Here is a 17,646-nt window from a genome sequence, read left to right as displayed (position 1 = left end):
AAATTCATGGATTTACAGTTAGAAGGGAAAATCATCATCGTGTCTGGCGGGGCCAAGGGCATTGGACGGGGCATCGTCAAGGTGCTGGCGCAGGAGAAAGCCGTTCCGGTGATCCTGGGCCGGAGCGAGGCCGATAACCTGGAAACCGTGGCGGAGATCCAGCGGGAAGGCGGGCAGGCGTTCCAGGTAGTGGCGGAACTCAGCCACCCGGAGGAATGCCGGCAGGCGGTGGAATCCGTCCTAGACCAATTCGGCCGGATTGACGGGCTGGTGAACAACGCCGGCCTGAACGACGGGGTGGGGCTGGAAAACGGCAACTACCACGAGTTCATCGCCTCGTTACACCGGAACCTGGTACACTATTACCTGCTGGCGCACCACGCCTTGCCCGAGCTCATCAAAACTAAAGGAGCCATCGTGAACATCACCTCCAAGGTGGCCGAAACCGGGCAGGGGAACACCTCGGCCTACGCGGCCGCCAACGGGGGCCGCAACGCGCTCACCCGCGAGTGGGCGGTGGAACTACTCAAGTACGGCATCCGGGTGAACGCCATCGCCGTGGCCGAGAGCTGGACTCCGCAGTACGAGAGCTGGATCCAGACCCTGCCGCACCCGGAGGAAAAGTACCGCGAGATTACCTCCCGCATCCCGCTGGGGCACCGCATGACTACCCCAGAGGAAATCGCGCAGACGGCGGTATTTCTGCTGTCACCCAAATCAAGCCACACCACCGGGCAGATCATCCACGTAGATGGCGGTTACGTGCACCTGGACCGCGCCATCTAGTAAGATTGCTCTTATCTTACCCCCGGAGTTCGCTAACCTGGCCATTCCTGCGTAAGCATCTACAATCCCTCAACCACTTTCCATTGCTATGAGAATCCTCTTGCTAATTTTTGCCTGTTTGTTTTGTATGGGCCAGGTTTCTGCCCAATCGCCGGTGCGGCTGGCAGTGGCCGGTCTGAGCCACGGGCACGTGGACTGGCTCTTCAACCGGGCGCCGGAGAAGAAAGACATTGTGCTGGTGGGGATTTACGAACCGAACCAGGAGCTGGCCGAGAAGTACGCCAAGCGCTACAAACTGGACCAGAAACTGTTTTTCACCGACTTGGGCAAAATGCTGGACAAAACGAAACCGCAGGCGCTCTCGGCCTTCGGGGCCATTAGTGAGCATGTGGTTGTGGTGCGGGCCTGTGCGCCTCGCAAGATTCACGTGATGGTAGAGAAACCGCTGGCCACCACCTTCGCCGATGCCAAGGAAATCCAGAACCTGACGCAGAAACACAACATCCAGGTACTTACTAATTTTGAGACCTCGTGGTACGCCAGCAACCAGCACGTGGGCAATCTGGTGAAAGAAGGCAAGCTGGGCGAGATCAGGAAAGTGATGGTAAACGACGGGCACCAGGGTCCGAAGGAGATAGGGGTAAGCAAGGAGTTCCTGGAGATTTTGATCAACCCGGAGAAAAGCGGGGCCGGCGCCCTCATGGATTTCGGGTGCTACGGCGCCAACCTCATGACCTGGCTGATGCAGGGCCAGAAGCCAACCTCGGTCACGGCCGTGGTGCACCAGAACAAACCCGAGATTTACCCGAAGGTGGACGACGAGGCCTCCATCATTCTGCAGTACCCCAACGCCCAATGCATCATCCAGGGATCGTGGAACTGGACCTTCGCCCGCAAAGACATGGAAGTCTACGGAGACAAAGGCTACGCCGTGGCGGTGGACGCGACCACCGTGCGGCAGCGCCTGAAAGAGAACACGCCTGAGGAAGTCGCCAAACTAGACCCGCGCCCGGAACCCTACGGAGATCCTTTCTCGGTGCTGGCCTCAGTGATCACCGGGAAACTTACCCTGGACAAGAACGATCTGTACAGCCTGCCCCTCAACGTGACGGTGGTGGAAATTCTGGAGGCGGCTAAAACATCGGCGAAGCAGCAAAAGACCATCCTGCTCCAATAATGCGGCGCCAGCAAGAGCGTCTGCCATCATAGATTCCTTTCCTTCCGTATAAGACACTTTCCTAAGCCCATTGTCAAACAGGAGCCTGGCCAATAACGGCGAGGCTTTATTTTGACTAACGTTTTTAGCAAGTTTTGCTAAAACATACGGAAAACGGAAGTAAATTTGCAGCCCTTCGGCCCAAAGCTGGCGGAGGAAAGCAGAAAATGACCAGGCGAAAATAACCTGAGGCATGACCCCCATTGTAGCGCAAAGAAGGATACGATAGTAGTGGCCCAAACTGAACCCAAAGATTTCTTTAAGCAGAGAAGGAGTGCCCCGGAGATCAAGGAAGAGATTTTCCTGAAGTTTCTCCCGGTCTGGGCCGAGACGCTCTTCGCTACCCAATCGCCTTTGGAGAAAGTGCTGCTGGTGGATGCCAGTACGGGAACTGCGGAAACAGCAGAAGGGGAGATGCCAGGGGCTGCGAAGGTCCTGAAGACGATTTTTGGCACCGCCGGCGGCCGGTATGACCTGGACAAAGTCATGCAACCCTATTTTTATGAAGCCAGCAAAAGCCAGGCTGCCCTCCTTGCCCAGGCCATGGAAGAATTGTACTTCTATCCTGATCTCCAGCACAAGCCCGTTTTCCTGAACACCAAGGAAAACCTGGAGGCTTTCCAGGAGGAGCTAGCCCAGAACGTTCCTGCTTTCTACTTTCTGGATCCTTTCGGGAACAAGTTTTCGCAGGAACTGTGGCTGCAAGGAGTGGGGCAGGAGAAAACCGATTTCATGATGCTGTTTGAGTACAAGCGGTTGGCCGCGGCGCTGGGCAAAAGCGATGATCAAAGCAGTTTGGCGTCATTCCTGGGAGAAAGATTCTCCCGGCTCAAAGCATATTTCGCCAAGACCAGCAGTGCCGCTAAAAAGGAAACCTTCGCCCTGAAAACTTTTGAAGAAGCCCTGCAGGAAAAAGGCCTCCAAACCTCCCGCTTCCGGATCAACGTGCCGGGCAAAGACCAGAGCAGCCACTACCTGTTGTTTGTCTCGCGCAGCTACTTGGCCCATACCCGTTTTAAAGAATTGCTGCTGCCGTACAGCGATGTGCAGGAAGACGGGGTGCCCATGTTGGGGGCCAACCTCAAAGCCGTCCGCCTTTTGGTGCCGGAATATTCCAAGTATCTGGAGTTCTCGCTGGTGAACCTGGTAGAGGACCTGCTGCAGAATGCGGCGGAGTACAACAGCATGGTGCTAGACAAAATTTACGAGAAGCACAACGTGGGCAAGAACTACTGCAAGGCCAACTACCAGACCGCTTTTGAGAAGCTGAAAGAGCAGGGCAAGATCACGCTGCTGAACCCCAAAACAGGTCAGGTGGTCTACAAACTCACTTCTGCCTGCCGCATCAAATTCAAACCGAACGGCAGCGTGTAACCTTACTCTGGGTGAAAAATAACTTCTCCTTTTGAGGCAATTTCATAGAAAACGGACTCAAAATGGCACTGGCTTCGTTCAATAACATAGAGCCACATCGGCCTAAGATGCTAACCTGTGTTTTAGGGCCAATTCGCGGAAAACGACTAAAAAGCGTCAGGAGCCAACTGAGTTATTTATTGACTGCCGCGTCAGACATCTTTTGTTAGCCATCCTTTCCTGGCATGCTTATCTTTGTATTCCAATTCAATTTTCATGATGACCTCCGCCCCCTCTTTGTCCGCTTTTGCTACGCTGGAAGCCTCGCTGGCTGGTGAACTGTATTTTGATGATGCCTCCAGCCTGCACCAGGCGCAGAAAAGAGTGTACGCCACCGATGCCTCGGTGTACCAGGAGATGCCCGTGGCGGTAGCCATTCCGCAGACCAAAGAAGACCTGCAGAAACTCATCCGCTTCGCGAACGAGCACCACATCACGCTTATCCCGCGGGCGGCTGGGACGTCTTTAGCGGGTCAGGTGGTAGGCAACGGGCTGGTGGTGGACATCTCCAAATACTTCACCCAGGTGCTGGAAGTGAATTCGCAGGAAAGTTGGGTTCGCGTGCAGCCCGGCGTTATTCGTGATGACCTAAACGCCGTCCTTCGGCCGCACGGCCTGCTGTTCGGGCCCGAGACGTCCACAGCCAGCCGCGCCATGGTGGGGGGCATGATCGGGAACAATTCCTGCGGCCTGCACTCCATCGTCTGGGGCGATACCCGTACGCACCTGCTCTCGGCGAAAGTGCTGCTCAGCGATGGCTCCGAGGCCGAGTTCAAGCCACTCACCCACGAGGAACTGCAGGCAAAACTAACCCTCCAGAACCTGGAAGGCGAAATTTACCGCCGCGTGTACGGCCTCATCAGTGACCAGAACAACCGTGCGGTGATTCAGCAGAACTACCCCAAAAAGACGCTCACCCGCCGCAACACCGGCTATGCCCTAGACTTTCTGGTAGATGAAGGCGCCGGACCTGAGGGACAGACCACGTTGGACCTGTGCAAACTTCTGGCCGGCTCAGAGGGAACGCTCGCGTTTGTGACCGAGGCCAAACTGAACCTGATCCCGTTGCCGCCCAAGGAGGAGGGGCTGGTATGTGTGCATTTCAACTCCCTGGCCGAGGCCCTGGAAGCCAACATCATCATTTTGCGGCACCAGCCTATGTCCTCTGAACTGGTGGACAAGTACATCATGGATTTCACCAAAGGCCACCGCACCTATGACGCCAACCGTTTCTTCATTGAAGGTGATCCGGCTGCGCTGCTCATGGTGGAGTTCATGGCCGATTCCCAAGACATCATCACAGACAAAGCCGAGGCGCTGATTTCTGACCTGACAGCCGCCGGTCTGGGTTATGCCTACCCCGTGGTGCGCGGCGCCCTCACCAAACCGGTGTGGGACGTGCGGAAAGCCGGCCTAGGCCTTATCCGTAACCTGCCGGGCGATACCCAGCCCGTGAACCTGATTGAGGACTGCGCCGTGTCGCCGGAGGATTTGCCCGCTTACATCGCAGATTTGAAACAGGTCCTGGACAAACACCAACTGCAGGCTTCTTACTATGCCCACGCCGGCGCCGGCGAGCTGCACGTGGAGCCCATGATCAATCTGAAAACTGAGGTAGGGAAACAACTCTTCCGGACGGTGCTGGCGGAGACCACTGAATTGGTGAAGAAATACAACGGCTCCTTGAGTGGCGAGCACGGCGATGGCCGCCTCCGTGGCGAGTTCATCTCGCAGGCTTTGGGCGCCGAGGTTTACGCCCTGTTGCAGGAGGTAAAGCAGATCTTTGACCCCAAGCATATCTTCAACGCCGGTAAGATCGTGGACACGCCGCCCATGAACGAATTCCTGCGCTACGAGGAGAAAACCCAGCGGCAGGTGATTCCGGTGGAGACCTTGTTTGATTTCTCCCAGCAAGAGGGCATTCTGCGCATGGCCGAGAAATGCTCCGGCTCTGGTGACTGCCGCAAAACCCACGTGAGCGGCGGCACCATGTGCCCCAGTTACATGGCCACTCGCCAGGAAAAAGACACCACGCGTGCCCGGGCCAACATTCTGCGCCAGTTTCTCACCAGCTCAGACAAACTCAACAAGTTTGACCATCAGGAAATCAAAGAGGTCATGGACCTGTGCCTGAGCTGCAAGGCCTGCAAATCTGAGTGCCCCTCCAGCGTGGACGTCGCCAAGATGAAAGCCGAGTTCCTGCAACACTACCACGATGCCAACGGCATTCCGCTGCGCACCCGCATGATCGGGAACTTCACCAAAATGCAGCAATTGGCCTCTGTAGTGCCCGGCGTCTACAACTTCATGATCAAGAACCCGGTCACCAGCAAGCTGATCAAGAAAACCGTAGGTTTTGCTGTAGAACGCTCCCTGCCCGAGGTGGGCAACACCACCCTGAAAACCTGGTTCAAGAAATGGCAGAAAGAGAATGCGACTGCCAACACCGGCAAACCCGTCTACCTGTTCTGCGACGAGTTCACCAACTACAACGATGTGGAGATTGGCCAGACCACGGTGAAACTGCTCACCGCTTTAGGCTACGCCGTGCAGATACCCGAGCACCTGGAAAGTGGCCGTACCTACCTCTCCAAAGGCCTGGTGCGCGATGCCAAAGAGATCGCCATCAAAAACGTGCAACTGCTGGGCAAAGCCATGGCAAATGGTACGCCCATCATCGGGATTGAACCCTCGGCTATCTTGACGCTGCGCGATGAGTACCTGGATTTGGTTCCGGTTGACCTCGTACCGACTGCCAAGATTGTTGCGGCCAATTCATTCCTTTTAGAGGAGTTTCTGCAAAAAGAGGCCGAAAACGGGAACCTCACCGCAGACGCGTTCACCCAAGAGAAAAAGCAGATCAAGTTGCACGGTCACTGCTACCAGAAAGCCCTGCAGGTACTCACCCCAACCCAGAAAATCCTGTCGTTGCCCCAAAACTTTGAGGTGGAGATGATCCCCTCGGGCTGCTGCGGCATGGCGGGCTCTTTTGGCTATGAGGAAGAGCATTACAGTGTTTCCATGCAGATCGGGGAGCTGGTGCTGTTTCCGGCGGTGAGGAACGCTGCCCCGGAAGTCATCATCGCCGCCGCCGGTACCAGCTGCCGCCACCAGATCAAAGACGGCACCCACAAAAAGGCCCTGCACCCGGCGGAGATTCTGTGGCAAGCCTTGAAGAAGTAAAGTCCTTATTGGGCTGCACAGGAAAGCCTCTCCTTAGGGAGGGGCTTTTTTTTATGTTAGATCCAAAGGCAGGCAGCTGAGATTCTTTTATCTAATTATTAGGAATAAATATACCAATTGGTTTATTTGCCGGCATGAAACCAGCCCAGACCTCCAAATCAGAACGGACGCGCCAGCTTATCATTGAGAAATCGGCGGTGCTTTTCAACCAGAAAGGATTTGCGGGGACCTCGTACCAGGACTTGATAGAGGCGACCGGCGTCACGAAAGGCTGTCTGTATGGGCATTTCGGAAGCAAGGACGAACTGGCGGTGGCTGCCTTTGAGTTTGCGGCGCAGACCTTGATTGAACGGGTGGGCAGCGCCATGGCGCCCTATGAACAAGCTGGTGACCGGCTGCGGGCCCTGCTGAATTTCTACCGCCATTACCTCACCAACCCCATCATCGCCGGGGGCTGTCCCTTGCTGAACACCGCCGTAGAGGCCGATGACAACCATCCGGCCCTGCATGAACGGGTGGTGCGCGTGCTCAACCGGCTCCACAAAGGCGTCCGGAACCTGATTGACCTGGGCAAAGAGCAGGGCGTGTTCCAGGCATCCGCCGATACCCATGCCATCGCCACTTTTTTCATCTCCACGGTAGAAGGCGGCATCTTGCTGGCCAAGGCCTACGGAGAGGAAAAGCCGCTGCAAACCGTGTTAGACCAACTGGAACGCTGGCTGCAGCAGGAACTGGGCTCCTTCTGATTTCCCTAAACATTTACCTTCTGAACCCCCTTAAAACTATGATTCCCAAAACCGATTCTCCCAAGCCCCAGGTACTGGAAAGCCAGACCCGCATCCGTTTCGACCACTGCGATCCCTTCGGGCACCTGAACAACAGCGCCTTCCTGAATTACTTCCAGAACGAGCGCGAAGACCAGGTAGAAGCCGCCTACGGATTGGACATCCACGCTTTCTTCCGGAAGACCGGCCGGGCCTGGGTAGTGGGCCAAAACCAGATTGTGTATTTGAATCCGGCGGTGGTGCGGGAATTGGTGACCATCCAGACCAGCATCCGGCACGTCACGGATAGCAGCATGCTGGTAGAACACCTCATGCTGGATGAGAAAAAGGAGAAGCTGAAAGCGGTACTCTGGACCAAATTCGTGTATATAGACGTGCGCAAAACCGCGCGTGCTACGCATGAACCAGAACTGATGGAGCTGTTTGAAGAAGTGGTGGTGCAGGAAGAGACGCCTGCTTTGTTTGAAGACCGCGTGAAGCAACTGCGCGAGCAAATGAAGGCAGTGAGTGCTCAATAAAGCACCGTAAAACGAACTCCGTTTCAGGCTTGTTTTTTAAAATCAGGTCTGGAACGGAGTTCGTTTTTTCTAGCCTTAGATTAAGTGTTTCCTTTCTGAGGTACTTCCTATAGCCGGTTATTTCTTGGGTCGCCTCAATCCACTTCACTAGTAAGCCAATCTTGGATCAACCTGTAGGAGATGGAAAGGGCGGGTGGAAGTTTGATCTCGCCAGTGGCTACGAGGTCTTTCAATTCCTCGCGGGTGAACCAACGGGCCTGTTCAATTTCTTCCGGATCAATTTGCAGGTTGGTGCTTTCTACCTCTGCGGTAAAGCCTACCATGATAGAGGCTGGGAAAGGCCAGGGCTGCGAGGAATGGTACTGTACGGTATGGGCAACGAGGCCTACCTCTTCCTGCACCTCGCGGGCCACGGCATGTTCCAGGGTCTCGCCGGGCTCCAGAAATCCAGCAATAGAGGCGTACATCCCCTGAGGCCAGGAAGCCTGCCGCGCTAAGAGTCCTTTGCCCTGGCAAGTAACCATGGTAATCACAGCGGTATCGGTGCGCGGAAAATGGGAGGTCTGGCAATCTGCGTTGGTGCACTGGCGCATGTGCCCGGCTTCTTTGGAAAGGGTAGGGGCGCCGCAGACGCCGCAAAACTGGTGTTGCTTGTTCCAATGCAGCATGGCTTTCGCGTACGCCAGCAAAGCACTGTCGGGGCGGGGAAGTTGCAATGTCGCTTCGCGTAACTCCTGAAAGTTTCCTATAGCCAGCGGTTTATAGTTCGTTTCTGATACATCCACCGCAAAATAGGCGCGTTCCTCCCGGATGCCCAGCAGCACGGGCGCAACAGATAAGCCCTTCACCTGAAGATCATGCACTGAGAACGGCACCAACTGGCGCTCCTCCGAAAGGAAAGGCTGAAGGTTCTGGAACGGGAGAAATACCGTGCCGGGATGGGTGAGCTGAGCCTCTAGCCACGAGGTATTTTTCCTGAGCAGGTGCACCCGGTCCAGGTTTTCCTCCCCAAAATAGTTGCGCGCCGAGAGGGCAAGGTTGTTTCGCATAGCCGTTGTCTGATGCCTTAAAAATAAGAAAGCGTTTCGGGGCTGTTTTACCTGAAACAGCCCCGAAACGCTTTCTGTACTAAAAGTAGCCCCTACAGGTTGAGCGTGCCGGCGATTTCCTTCAACGCCACCTCGCCAATTTTGGCCTGGAACTGCGCGTTGCTATACCGCACCGTGGCGTTCACGTAGTTCAACTGGGCATCGCGCACCTCCACGGTGGTAATGCTACCCAATCTGAATTTCTCTAGGGTGATGTCCAGGTTCTGGCGCGCAATGCGACGATTGTTGTCCTCCAGGCGCACCAGGCTCAGGTTGGTGAGATACGTCTGGTACGCGGCCGCCAACTGGGCATTGATGTTCTGGTTAATCTGCTCGTACTGCAATTGGGCGCTGTTGATCTGGATGTTGGCGTTCTGCTCGTTCCGGCGCTGGTTAAACCCACTGAAAATAGGCACCGATGCGGAGACACCGTACGTGAGGCCGTTTCCCGTGGAAAGCGTGGAGAATCCCAACGCCGATCGGTTTCGGTTGAAATTGTACCCCGTGTTCACCCCAATGACCGGATACCGGTTGGCCCTCACTTGCTTCGCGTCCAGTTCCACAATGCGGCGGTTGAGCACGGCCGCCTTCAAAGACGGATTCTGCTGCGCGGCCTGCTCGGTGAGCCCGGCCAGGGTCAACTGGTCATCAATCAGGATGTCATCTGGCACGCTGAAGCGGATGTTCACGTCGCGCACCAGCAGTTCATTCATCCTGATCTGGGTGTTGCGGTACAGTTCCTGCTGGCGCAAGAGGTTGGTGGTATCGGTGTTGAAGTCTACCTGGGCGTTGAGCACCTCCAGGCGGGCTGCTTTGCCAATCTCAAACCGGTTCTGGGCGGTGTTCACCCGCAGGCGCGAGATGGAGATAGCGGTGTCATAAGCCCGAAGCTGTTGCTGTTGCTGCACCAGTTCATAGAACGTGCCCATAACATCGGCCACCCGCGAGATGATGGTCAACTGCAGGTTGGTCTCGCCCAGTTTCTGCAGTTCCTGCAATTGCTCATAGCGGGCAAACATGGCAAAGCCGTTGAAAACGGTCCAGTTCAGGCCCACGCCACCGTTAAGGGTAGAGCCCTGGCCCCAGCTTACCTCGTTCACCTGTCCGTCTGAGCGGGTTTGGGTGCTGTTCTGGATGGTGCGGTTGTTGGCGAGGTTGGCCGTTACGTTGGGCAACATGCCGGCATTGCCGCGGGTCACGTTGTTCTCGGCAATGCGCCGGTCATTGGCAGATAGTTTGATGTCATAGTTGCGTTCCAGCGCAATTCTTACGGCATCTTCAAGGGTGAGGAGTTCCTGGGCCTTGGCCTCACCCGCCCCGAAGAGCAAGGTGAGCAGGAAAAGGCTCAGGAACCCGAATCTGTATTGTAGCATAAAGGATTTTCTTCAATCTAATAATTAGTGGGCCACCGCTTTCTCGTACTCTTCAATGTGGTCAAACTCCGGATGGTGTTTGCGTTCTTTAGACCACATGGAGTAGATGGCCGGAATGATGAACAGGGTCAGTACCAGCGAGAAGATAGTACCGCCTACAATCACAACTCCCATACCAATCCGGCTCTGCGCAGCCGCTCCCAAGGCAAGGGCAATAGGCAAGGCACCCAGGGCGATGGCCAAACTGGTCATCAAGATGGGGCGCAGACGGGCCTCCGAGGCTTCAATGATGGCGTCCATCTTAGACTTACCTTCTTCGCGCAATTGGTTTGCAAACTCCACAATGAGGATACCATTCTTCGTCACCAGCCCGATGAGCATGATCGTCCCGATCTGGCTGAAGATGTTCCAGGTCTGCCCAAACAACCACAAAGAAAGCATAGCCCCGGCTACTGCCATAGGCACCGTCAGGATAATGATGAACGGGTCAATGAAGCTCTCGAACTGAGCGGCAAGGATGAGGTAAATCAGCAACAAGGCCAACCCGAAAGCGAACATGGTGTTGGAACCGCTTTCCACGAAGTCACGGGACTCCCCGCCTAAGTCGGTGGAGAAGGTCTCATCCAATACCTGTGCTTTGATGCGGTCCATGGCCTCAATACCGTCCCCGATACTCTTGCCCGGCGCCAGACCAGCCGAAACTGTAGCCGACAAGTACCGGTTGTTGTGGTACAACTGCGGCGGACTGCTGAGCTCCTGCATGGTGACCAGGTTGTCCAGCTGAATCAATTGGTCAGTGGAACTGCGCACGAAGAGGGAGGTCAAGTCCATCGGATCGTCCCGGTCTGGGCGGTCAAATTGGCCCATCACCTGATATTGGCGTCCGTTCATCAAAAAGTACCCAAAGCGCTGGCCGCTCAAAGACAACTGCAGCGTCTGCGCCACATCAATCACCGACACGCCCAAGCTTTGGGCTTTTTCGCGGTCAATAGAAATGTTGATCTCCGGCTTGTTGAATTTCAGGTTCACATCGGCCATCACAAACGTAGGGTCGTTGTTCACGGCTTCCATGAACTGCGGAATCTTCTCCTGCAACTTTTGGAAGTTAGGCGCCTGGATAATGTATTGGATAGGCTGACCCCCGCGGCGGTTCACCGAGATGGTAGGCTGCTGAATCACGTTGGTTCTGGCCTCTGGGAACCGGCGCACCACCTTGGAAAGCTGGTCGGAGATCTGTTTCTGCGAGCGTTCGCGTTCTTCCTGTGGTTTCAGGGCCAGACGCATCATCCCGCTGTTCACCGATCCAGAACCCCCGAAACCAGGCGAGGTAATCACCAGGTTCACTTGTTTCTCGGGCACCGAATCCTCTACTACGGCAGTTAATTCCTGCATGAAACGATCCATGTATTCATAGGAAGCACCCTCGGGAGCTGTGGCCATGATCCGGAGCATACTGCGGTCATCATAAGGGGCCGTTTCTTTCTGCAGGATGTTGTAGAACAAGGCAATCAAGCCCAGACACACCACAATGATAGGGAAGCTCAACCATTTCCGTTTCATGAATTTGGTCAGGGCTTCGGCGTAGCCAGAGTTCATCCGCTGGAAGAAAGGCTCGGTCCACTCGTAGAACTTAGAGCGTTTGTGCACGCCGCCTTTCATCAGGTACGCGTTCAGCATGGGCGTCAAGGTCAGCGACACGAAAGCCGAAATCAACACGGCCGCGCCAATCACTACCCCAAATTCTCGGAACAGCCTACCCACGAAACCTTCCAGGAAGATTACCGGCAAGAACACCGCGGCCAATGTGATGGAGATGGAGATAACCGCCAAAAAGATCTCGTTGGAACCCTTGATAGCTGCCTCAATAGGCGACATGCCTTCCTCTACTTTTTTGTAGATGTTCTCCGTTACCACAATACCGTCATCCACCACCAGACCGGTCGCCAGCACGATGGCCAGCAAAGTCAACACGTTAATGGAGAAACCGGCCAGGTACATGATGAAGAACGTGGCAATCAAAGACACCGGAATGTCTATCAACGGACGGAAAGCGATGCCCCAGTCCCGGAAGAACAGGTAGATGATCAAAATTACCAGCACCAGGGAGATAAGGATGGTCTCGGCTACCTCCGTCACTGATTTCTTAATGAACAAGGTGTTGTCCATGGCAATGTCCAGCTTCAGGTCCTCAGGCAGCTCTTTCTTGAGCTTGTCAAACTGGTCATAGAAGTTACCGGCAATTTCCAGGTAGTTCGTGCCTGGCTGCGGAATGATGGCCATCCCCACCATGGGCACGCCAGATTCCGTCATTTTGGTTTCCAGGTTCTCAGGTCCCAGTTCGGCCCGGCCGATGTCACTGAATCGGGTGATGGTTTCGCCTTCAGAAGAGATGATGAGGTCGTTGAACTGCTGCTCGTTAGATAGGTTCCCCAGGGTTCTGACCGTCAACTCGGTGTTCTGGCCGCTTACCTTACCAGTAGGCAACTCCACGTTCTGGCGGTTCAGGGCGGTGCGCACATCGGCTACGGTTAAGCCGTAAGAGGCCAGTTTCATAGGATCGAGCCATAAACGCATGGCGTAGCGCTTCTGCCCCCAGATCTGGATGCTACTCACGCCGGGAATGGTTTGAAGGCGCTGGGAAATCACGTTCTCGGCGAAATCAGAAAGCTGCAGCGCGTCTCTTTTCTCGCTGCGTACGGTCATGGTGATGATCGGCTCAGAGTCAGCGTCGGCTTTGGAAACTACCGGCGGCGCGTCAATGTCTTCGGGCAGGCTTCTTACCGCCTGCGATACCTTGTCGCGCACGTCGTTGGCGGCCTCTTCCAGGTTTTTCTCCAGGTTGAACTCAATGTTGATGTTGCTTCTACCCTGGTTACTGGACGAGGAAATGTTGCGGATACCGTCAATGGAGTTGATGGCTTTCTCCAGGGGCTCGGTGATCTGCGACTCAATAATGTCTGAGTTGGCGCCCGAGTAACTGGTACTCACCGACACGATGGCCGGGTCAATGGAAGGGTATTCCCGTATCCCCAGAAACGTGTACCCAATCACCCCAAACAACATGAGGAGCAGGTTCAACACGATGGTGAAGACGGGCCGTTTTATACTTGTGGTGGATAAACTCATCTTTAATTGGTTTTTATTTTTGGGTCAGGGCCACTTTCACGGGGCTTCCTGCTTTCAAAGACATCACCCCGGTGGTTAACACCGTATCTCCGGCACTCAGCCCGGAAGTCACCAATAGGTCCTTCTCGGTACGGGTGCTGGTCTCAATCATCACTTCCTTGGCTTTGCCGTTTTGGGCGATGAATACTTTCTTACCGTTCTGCACCGGAACCACCGCCTGGGTGGGGATCAGGAGCGCGTCTGGTATAACCGTAAGCGGCAGCTGAATGTTGGCGAAAGAACCCGGCAGCAGGGTGCCGTTGGGGTTATTGGCCCGGGCCCGCAGTTGCAGGGTACGGGTGGCAGCGGCAATGCTGGGCTCAATGGCGTACACCCTGGCGGTGTATTTCTCCTGCGTGCCCGCCACCGTGAAGGTCAGTTCTGTGTTCTGCTTTACCTGGCCGGCGTATTTCTCAGGCACCGCAAAGGTGATTTTAATAGGATTGACGCTTACCAGGTTGGTCACCACCGTCTCAGGAGACAGGAAACTTCCCGTAGAAACGGCTCTTAACCCCACTTTACCGGAGAAGGGCGCCGTAATGGAGGTTTTGGCCAGCTGCGCGCGTACCAGTTGGATCTGCGCCTGGGCGGTTTTGAGTTCGGCCCGGGCTACGTCATATTCTTCGCGGCTGATGGCTTCTTTCTCCAGCAGCAGGCGGGCGCGTCTTTCGTTCTCGGCGGCCAGCGTCTGGCGGGTCTGGGCCTGAGCCAGGTTGGCGCGCAGCTCAGAATCATCTATTTTCACCAGCACCTGGCCTTTGCGTACGTTGCTGCCTTCCTGGAAGTAGATGCCGCGCACCAAGCCAGAGACCTGGCCTCTTACCTCAATCTGCTCGTTGGCTTCAATAGAGCCCGTCACGGAAAGCGAGTTGGCGAACTCCTGCGGCGTGGCCACCATGCCACTCACCCGCATGGCCGGGGCGCCTCCGCCTCCGGGGCCACCTGGTCCGCCCGGACCTCTGCCGCCTCCGCCACCCGGGCCACCGGCCCCCGCTTCGGCTTTGTTGCTTGATATGCGGTAATACACTAAAGCTCCGAAACCAAGGATAAGCAGTGCATAGACAATGTGTTTTATTTTCATAGAATTGGTGGTACTAGACTCTCTCGTTTGTATTGAAACAGGTGGTTACTATGGTTTTGTTTTAAATAAGGGAACCGATTTCTGCCACAGGTAGGATAACGATAACCATTGCCTGTAGCTTGTAGGTTCCTCTGGGTGAAAGCAAGAGCCGCCGGGCACGCAGGCATGACGCTACTATGCTTAAGTAATTCTGCCGTAAATGTTTATGGGTTTGGTACGAAAACGGCAATTGTTGGGGATTGGGGCTTACCGGGCGGCAAGTTGCCAGCAGGCTGGACTTTCAAAAAACAAAAGGACATACAGGTCATTCCGGGTTCAGGTTTGGGGGATGGTATAAAGGGCAATTAGCCGCCGGGCCAGAGGCAAAGTCTCTCGGCTAACCATGCAGCTGGTAAATTTATCGCGTTTTTTGGCTATTTTTAGAAATTAGACCTAAAAACAAGGGGAAGGTTTAAAAGCGCGGCAGAAAAAAATAGGCAAATGCGTTTTCGGCCTGTTTCTTCAAAACCCACCCAAACTGAATTGCTTTATGCCTACGACAGCTGCCTCAGAGAAGAGGACCAACTTTTTCCAGGATGTCTATGAAGTGGTGAAACTGATTCCGCCAGGTCGGGTGACTTCCTACGGGGCCATTGCGTCTTACCTGGGCGCGAAGGGCTCGGCTCGCATGGTGGGTTGGGCGCTCATTGCCTCACATGCGCAGCACGGCATTCCGGCGTACCGCGTGGTCAACCGCAACGGCATGCTCACCGGCAAACAGCATTTTGAATCTTATGACGCCATGCAGGCGCACCTGGAAAGCGAGGGGATCAAGATCAAAGACGACCAGGTGCAGGAGTTTGACAACCTTTTCTGGGACCCAGCCAAAGAGTTGCTGTAATACCATGGCGCAAACCGCAGACCCTAATAAAATCTCCAAGAAGAAGCAGTACTACCCGGTCACCGAGCCGCTGGGACGTTACCTGCGCGAGTATGATCGCGCCGCGCCGCTGCCCATCACCTACCAGGACCTTCTGCACTTCACCGATGCCTACCCGCTGTATGACCGCTGGGGCCAGGATACGCTCTGGCAGACGGTGGTGTATGACCAAAGCCAGATGCACGAAATCTACGAAGGGCTCACGCGCATCTACGTGCAGCTGAAAAGCGGCGGAAACGAGAGCCTGATGGAGCAGCTTTCGGTGCAGCGCGTGGATTACTGCACCTTCGGGAACTCCAATCCCTTCCGGATCAGGATTGTGAACCTGCTCAATGACAACTATGACTATTTCTACTTCAAGAAAGCCGATGCCTCGCGCATCTATGGTCTGGAACTGGAGCACGTGCTGTCGCCCAACCGCATCAATTATCTGGTGCACGGCGGCTCACTTATAGAAGAGCACATTGCGGGCATCCCCGGCGATGAGTTCATCAAGCATTACCTCAGCCGCCCCAACCTGAACAAGGTGCGCTTGGCCAAGGAGTTTGTGAAGTTCAACGAACGCTGCTTTGCCCTGCTCTTAGGCGACATGCGTTCCTATAACTATGTGGTGGCTGTGACCCCGGATTTTGAGGAGGAACAGTACCGCGTGCGGCCCATTGACTTTGACCAGCAGACCTACGAAGGCCGCAAGACCATGTACCTGCCGCAGTATTTTAAAGACAACAACCCCATTGTGGCGCTCTGCATAAAGTGGCTCCAACCCGAGACCATGAAGCAGTACCAGAACGAGGAACGCACCCTGCTTTTCCGGCGCATCCGGGCGGCCCGCTACCGCCTCAAAGACCTCATTGACTGCATGCGGCAAGACACCATCTCCACCCCCGAGAAAGTGCAGCAACTGAGAGAGGAACTAGCCCGCCACCATCACCTGGATGAATTTCTGCTTTGCCGCTCCATGGGTGATATTGTGCGGCTGCAATTGAAACTGATGGTGCGGCACTTGTAATTTCGCTTTCTTTTCTAAAAATCAGCCCCAAAACGCTTCTTTCCGTATTGGGGCGAGATGATTGCTCTTATGCCTACCCAACTTGTGTCCAAAGTGCAGCCCGTGCTGCGGATTTTCAGTGATGCCCTGGTGCATTTCCGGCAGAATGACCCGCTGCGGTTGGCCTCCTCGGTGGCTTTCTTTACCCTGTTCGCGCTGCCGCCCACCCTTATTCTGGTTATTTCGCTGCTGGGCGTGCTGTTCAACGATGCCTTGATCACAGGGGAGCTTTTTGATAAACTGCGCGGCGTGGTAGGCGAGGACGTAGCCGGGCAGATTGAACTCATCCTGACCAATTTTCTGGACCTGCAGGGGAACGGATGGGCCGCCGCGCTCAGTTTCCTTTTCCTGACCTTCGTGTCTACCACTTTGTTCACCGTGGTGCAGAACTCCATCAACCAGCTCTGGAACATCAAAGTGAAAGGCCACCAACACCTGCGAGGCGCTTTGCGCAACCGGTTCAGGGCGCTGCTCATCATTCTCTCCAGCGGTATCCTGTTTCTGGGCGTGCTGGTGATAGACGCCTCGGTGGCGTTTGTCAACGACAATTACGTGCTGGCAGACGAGCAGACCCAGTTACAGCTCATCCAGGTGCTGAACCGGATGCTCGGGCTGCTGGTGGAGACGGCCTGGTTTGCTATCATTTTCCGGTTTTTGCCGTTCGCGCACATGCCGGTCAGGGCGGTTTGGGTAGGGGCAGCCGTGACGGCGGGCCTGTTCCTGCTGGGTAAGATGGTGCTGGCGCGTTTTCTGGTGAACAGCGGATTGGGCTCTATCTACGCCACTTCGGGCTCCATAGTGGTGCTGCTGCTGTTTATTTTCTACTCGGCCATGATCTTCTTCTATGGGGCCTGCTTTACGCTGGTGTACGCCCGTTACCGGCATCTGCCCCTGCACCCAAAATCCTTCGCCACCTTCTACGAGTGGCGCGAGACCGACCATTCTCCTTTAGAGTAGCCATCGTTTAGCTGTTTTTCGGCTGCTTTTCCAAAATCAGCTTGAAAACATGTTTTCTAGGTGGACCACTTTCTGCCGAGAGGGCTCATATAGTAACAAGCTTTAACCAGTTGC

General features: G+C 55.2%; 13 protein-coding genes. 9 read left to right on the top strand and 4 right to left on the bottom strand.

Annotation, left to right across the window (positions count from 1 at the left end):
- Positions 1-6 precede the first annotated feature (6 nt).
- The 6 genes from FOA19_RS00520 to FOA19_RS00495 all read left to right on the top strand — a co-directional run bounded on the left by FOA19_RS00520 (position 7) and on the right by FOA19_RS00495 (position 7,901).
- Positions 7-786, top strand: a complete 780-nt coding sequence (locus FOA19_RS00520; protein ID WP_149088849.1) for an L-fucose dehydrogenase — start codon at positions 7-9, stop codon at positions 784-786.
- Between the two features lie 127 nt (positions 787-913).
- Positions 914-1,963 carry a Gfo/Idh/MocA family protein gene (locus FOA19_RS00515; protein WP_223808666.1) on the top strand — a complete coding sequence of 350 codons (1,050 nt, stop codon included), beginning with the start codon at positions 914-916 and terminating at the stop codon, positions 1,961-1,963.
- Between the two features lie 270 nt (positions 1,964-2,233).
- Positions 2,234-3,376 carry a three-Cys-motif partner protein TcmP gene (tcmP, locus tag FOA19_RS00510; protein WP_190300237.1) on the top strand — a complete coding sequence of 381 codons (1,143 nt, stop codon included), beginning with the start codon at positions 2,234-2,236 and terminating at the stop codon, positions 3,374-3,376.
- A gap of 255 nt (positions 3,377-3,631) precedes the next feature.
- Positions 3,632-6,598, top strand: a complete 2,967-nt coding sequence (locus tag FOA19_RS00505; protein ID WP_223808665.1) for an FAD-binding and (Fe-S)-binding domain-containing protein — start codon at positions 3,632-3,634, stop codon at positions 6,596-6,598.
- Between the two features lie 134 nt (positions 6,599-6,732).
- Positions 6,733-7,344, top strand: coding sequence for a TetR/AcrR family transcriptional regulator (locus FOA19_RS00500; protein WP_149088846.1), 612 nt, complete (start codon positions 6,733-6,735; stop codon positions 7,342-7,344).
- Between the two features lie 38 nt (positions 7,345-7,382).
- Complete coding sequence (locus FOA19_RS00495; RefSeq protein ID WP_149088845.1) at positions 7,383-7,901, top strand: acyl-CoA thioesterase; 519 nt, start codon at positions 7,383-7,385, stop codon at positions 7,899-7,901.
- A gap of 134 nt (positions 7,902-8,035) precedes the next feature.
- Here the strand turns inward: FOA19_RS00495 and nudC are convergent, their stop codons facing one another.
- From nudC to FOA19_RS00475, 4 genes are all read right to left on the bottom strand, one after another.
- The gene (nudC, locus tag FOA19_RS00490) at positions 8,036-8,950 is read right to left on the bottom strand and encodes an NAD(+) diphosphatase (RefSeq protein ID WP_149088844.1); all 915 of its coding nucleotides are present in this window, start codon (positions 8,948-8,950) and stop codon (positions 8,036-8,038) included.
- A 92-nt stretch (positions 8,951-9,042) separates the two neighbouring features.
- Positions 9,043-10,362, bottom strand: coding sequence for a TolC family protein (locus tag FOA19_RS00485; RefSeq protein ID WP_149088843.1), 1,320 nt, complete (start codon positions 10,360-10,362; stop codon positions 9,043-9,045).
- Positions 10,363-10,386: 24 nt separating this feature from the next.
- A complete protein-coding gene (locus FOA19_RS00480; protein ID WP_149088842.1) occupies positions 10,387-13,488 on the bottom strand; it encodes an efflux RND transporter permease subunit in 3,102 nt (1,033 codons plus the stop codon).
- 13 nt (positions 13,489-13,501) lie between these two features.
- Positions 13,502-14,608 (bottom strand): efflux RND transporter periplasmic adaptor subunit, encoded by a 1,107-nt coding sequence (locus FOA19_RS00475; RefSeq protein ID WP_149088841.1) that lies wholly within the window; start codon positions 14,606-14,608, stop codon positions 13,502-13,504.
- Positions 14,609-15,137: 529 nt separating this feature from the next.
- Between FOA19_RS00475 and FOA19_RS00470 the strand changes: the two genes are divergently transcribed.
- The 3 genes from FOA19_RS00470 (at position 15,138) to FOA19_RS00460 (ending at position 17,532) form a co-directional block, all read left to right on the top strand.
- Complete coding sequence (locus FOA19_RS00470) at positions 15,138-15,488, top strand: MGMT family protein (RefSeq protein WP_149088840.1); 351 nt, start codon at positions 15,138-15,140, stop codon at positions 15,486-15,488.
- A 4-nt stretch (positions 15,489-15,492) separates the two neighbouring features.
- The gene (locus FOA19_RS00465; protein WP_149088839.1) at positions 15,493-16,536 is read left to right on the top strand and encodes a hypothetical protein; all 1,044 of its coding nucleotides are present in this window, start codon (positions 15,493-15,495) and stop codon (positions 16,534-16,536) included.
- Positions 16,537-16,605: 69 nt separating this feature from the next.
- Complete coding sequence (locus FOA19_RS00460) at positions 16,606-17,532, top strand: YihY/virulence factor BrkB family protein (protein WP_190300236.1); 927 nt, start codon at positions 16,606-16,608, stop codon at positions 17,530-17,532.
- Positions 17,533-17,646: the final 114 nt, after the last annotated feature.

The sequence above is a fragment of the Rufibacter hautae genome (assembly GCF_008271695.1).
Classification (GTDB): Bacteria; Bacteroidota; Bacteroidia; order Cytophagales; family Hymenobacteraceae; genus Nibribacter; species Nibribacter hautae.
The sequence above is the reverse complement of the archived record's forward strand: the minus strand, read 5'-3'. Positions and strand labels throughout refer to the sequence as shown.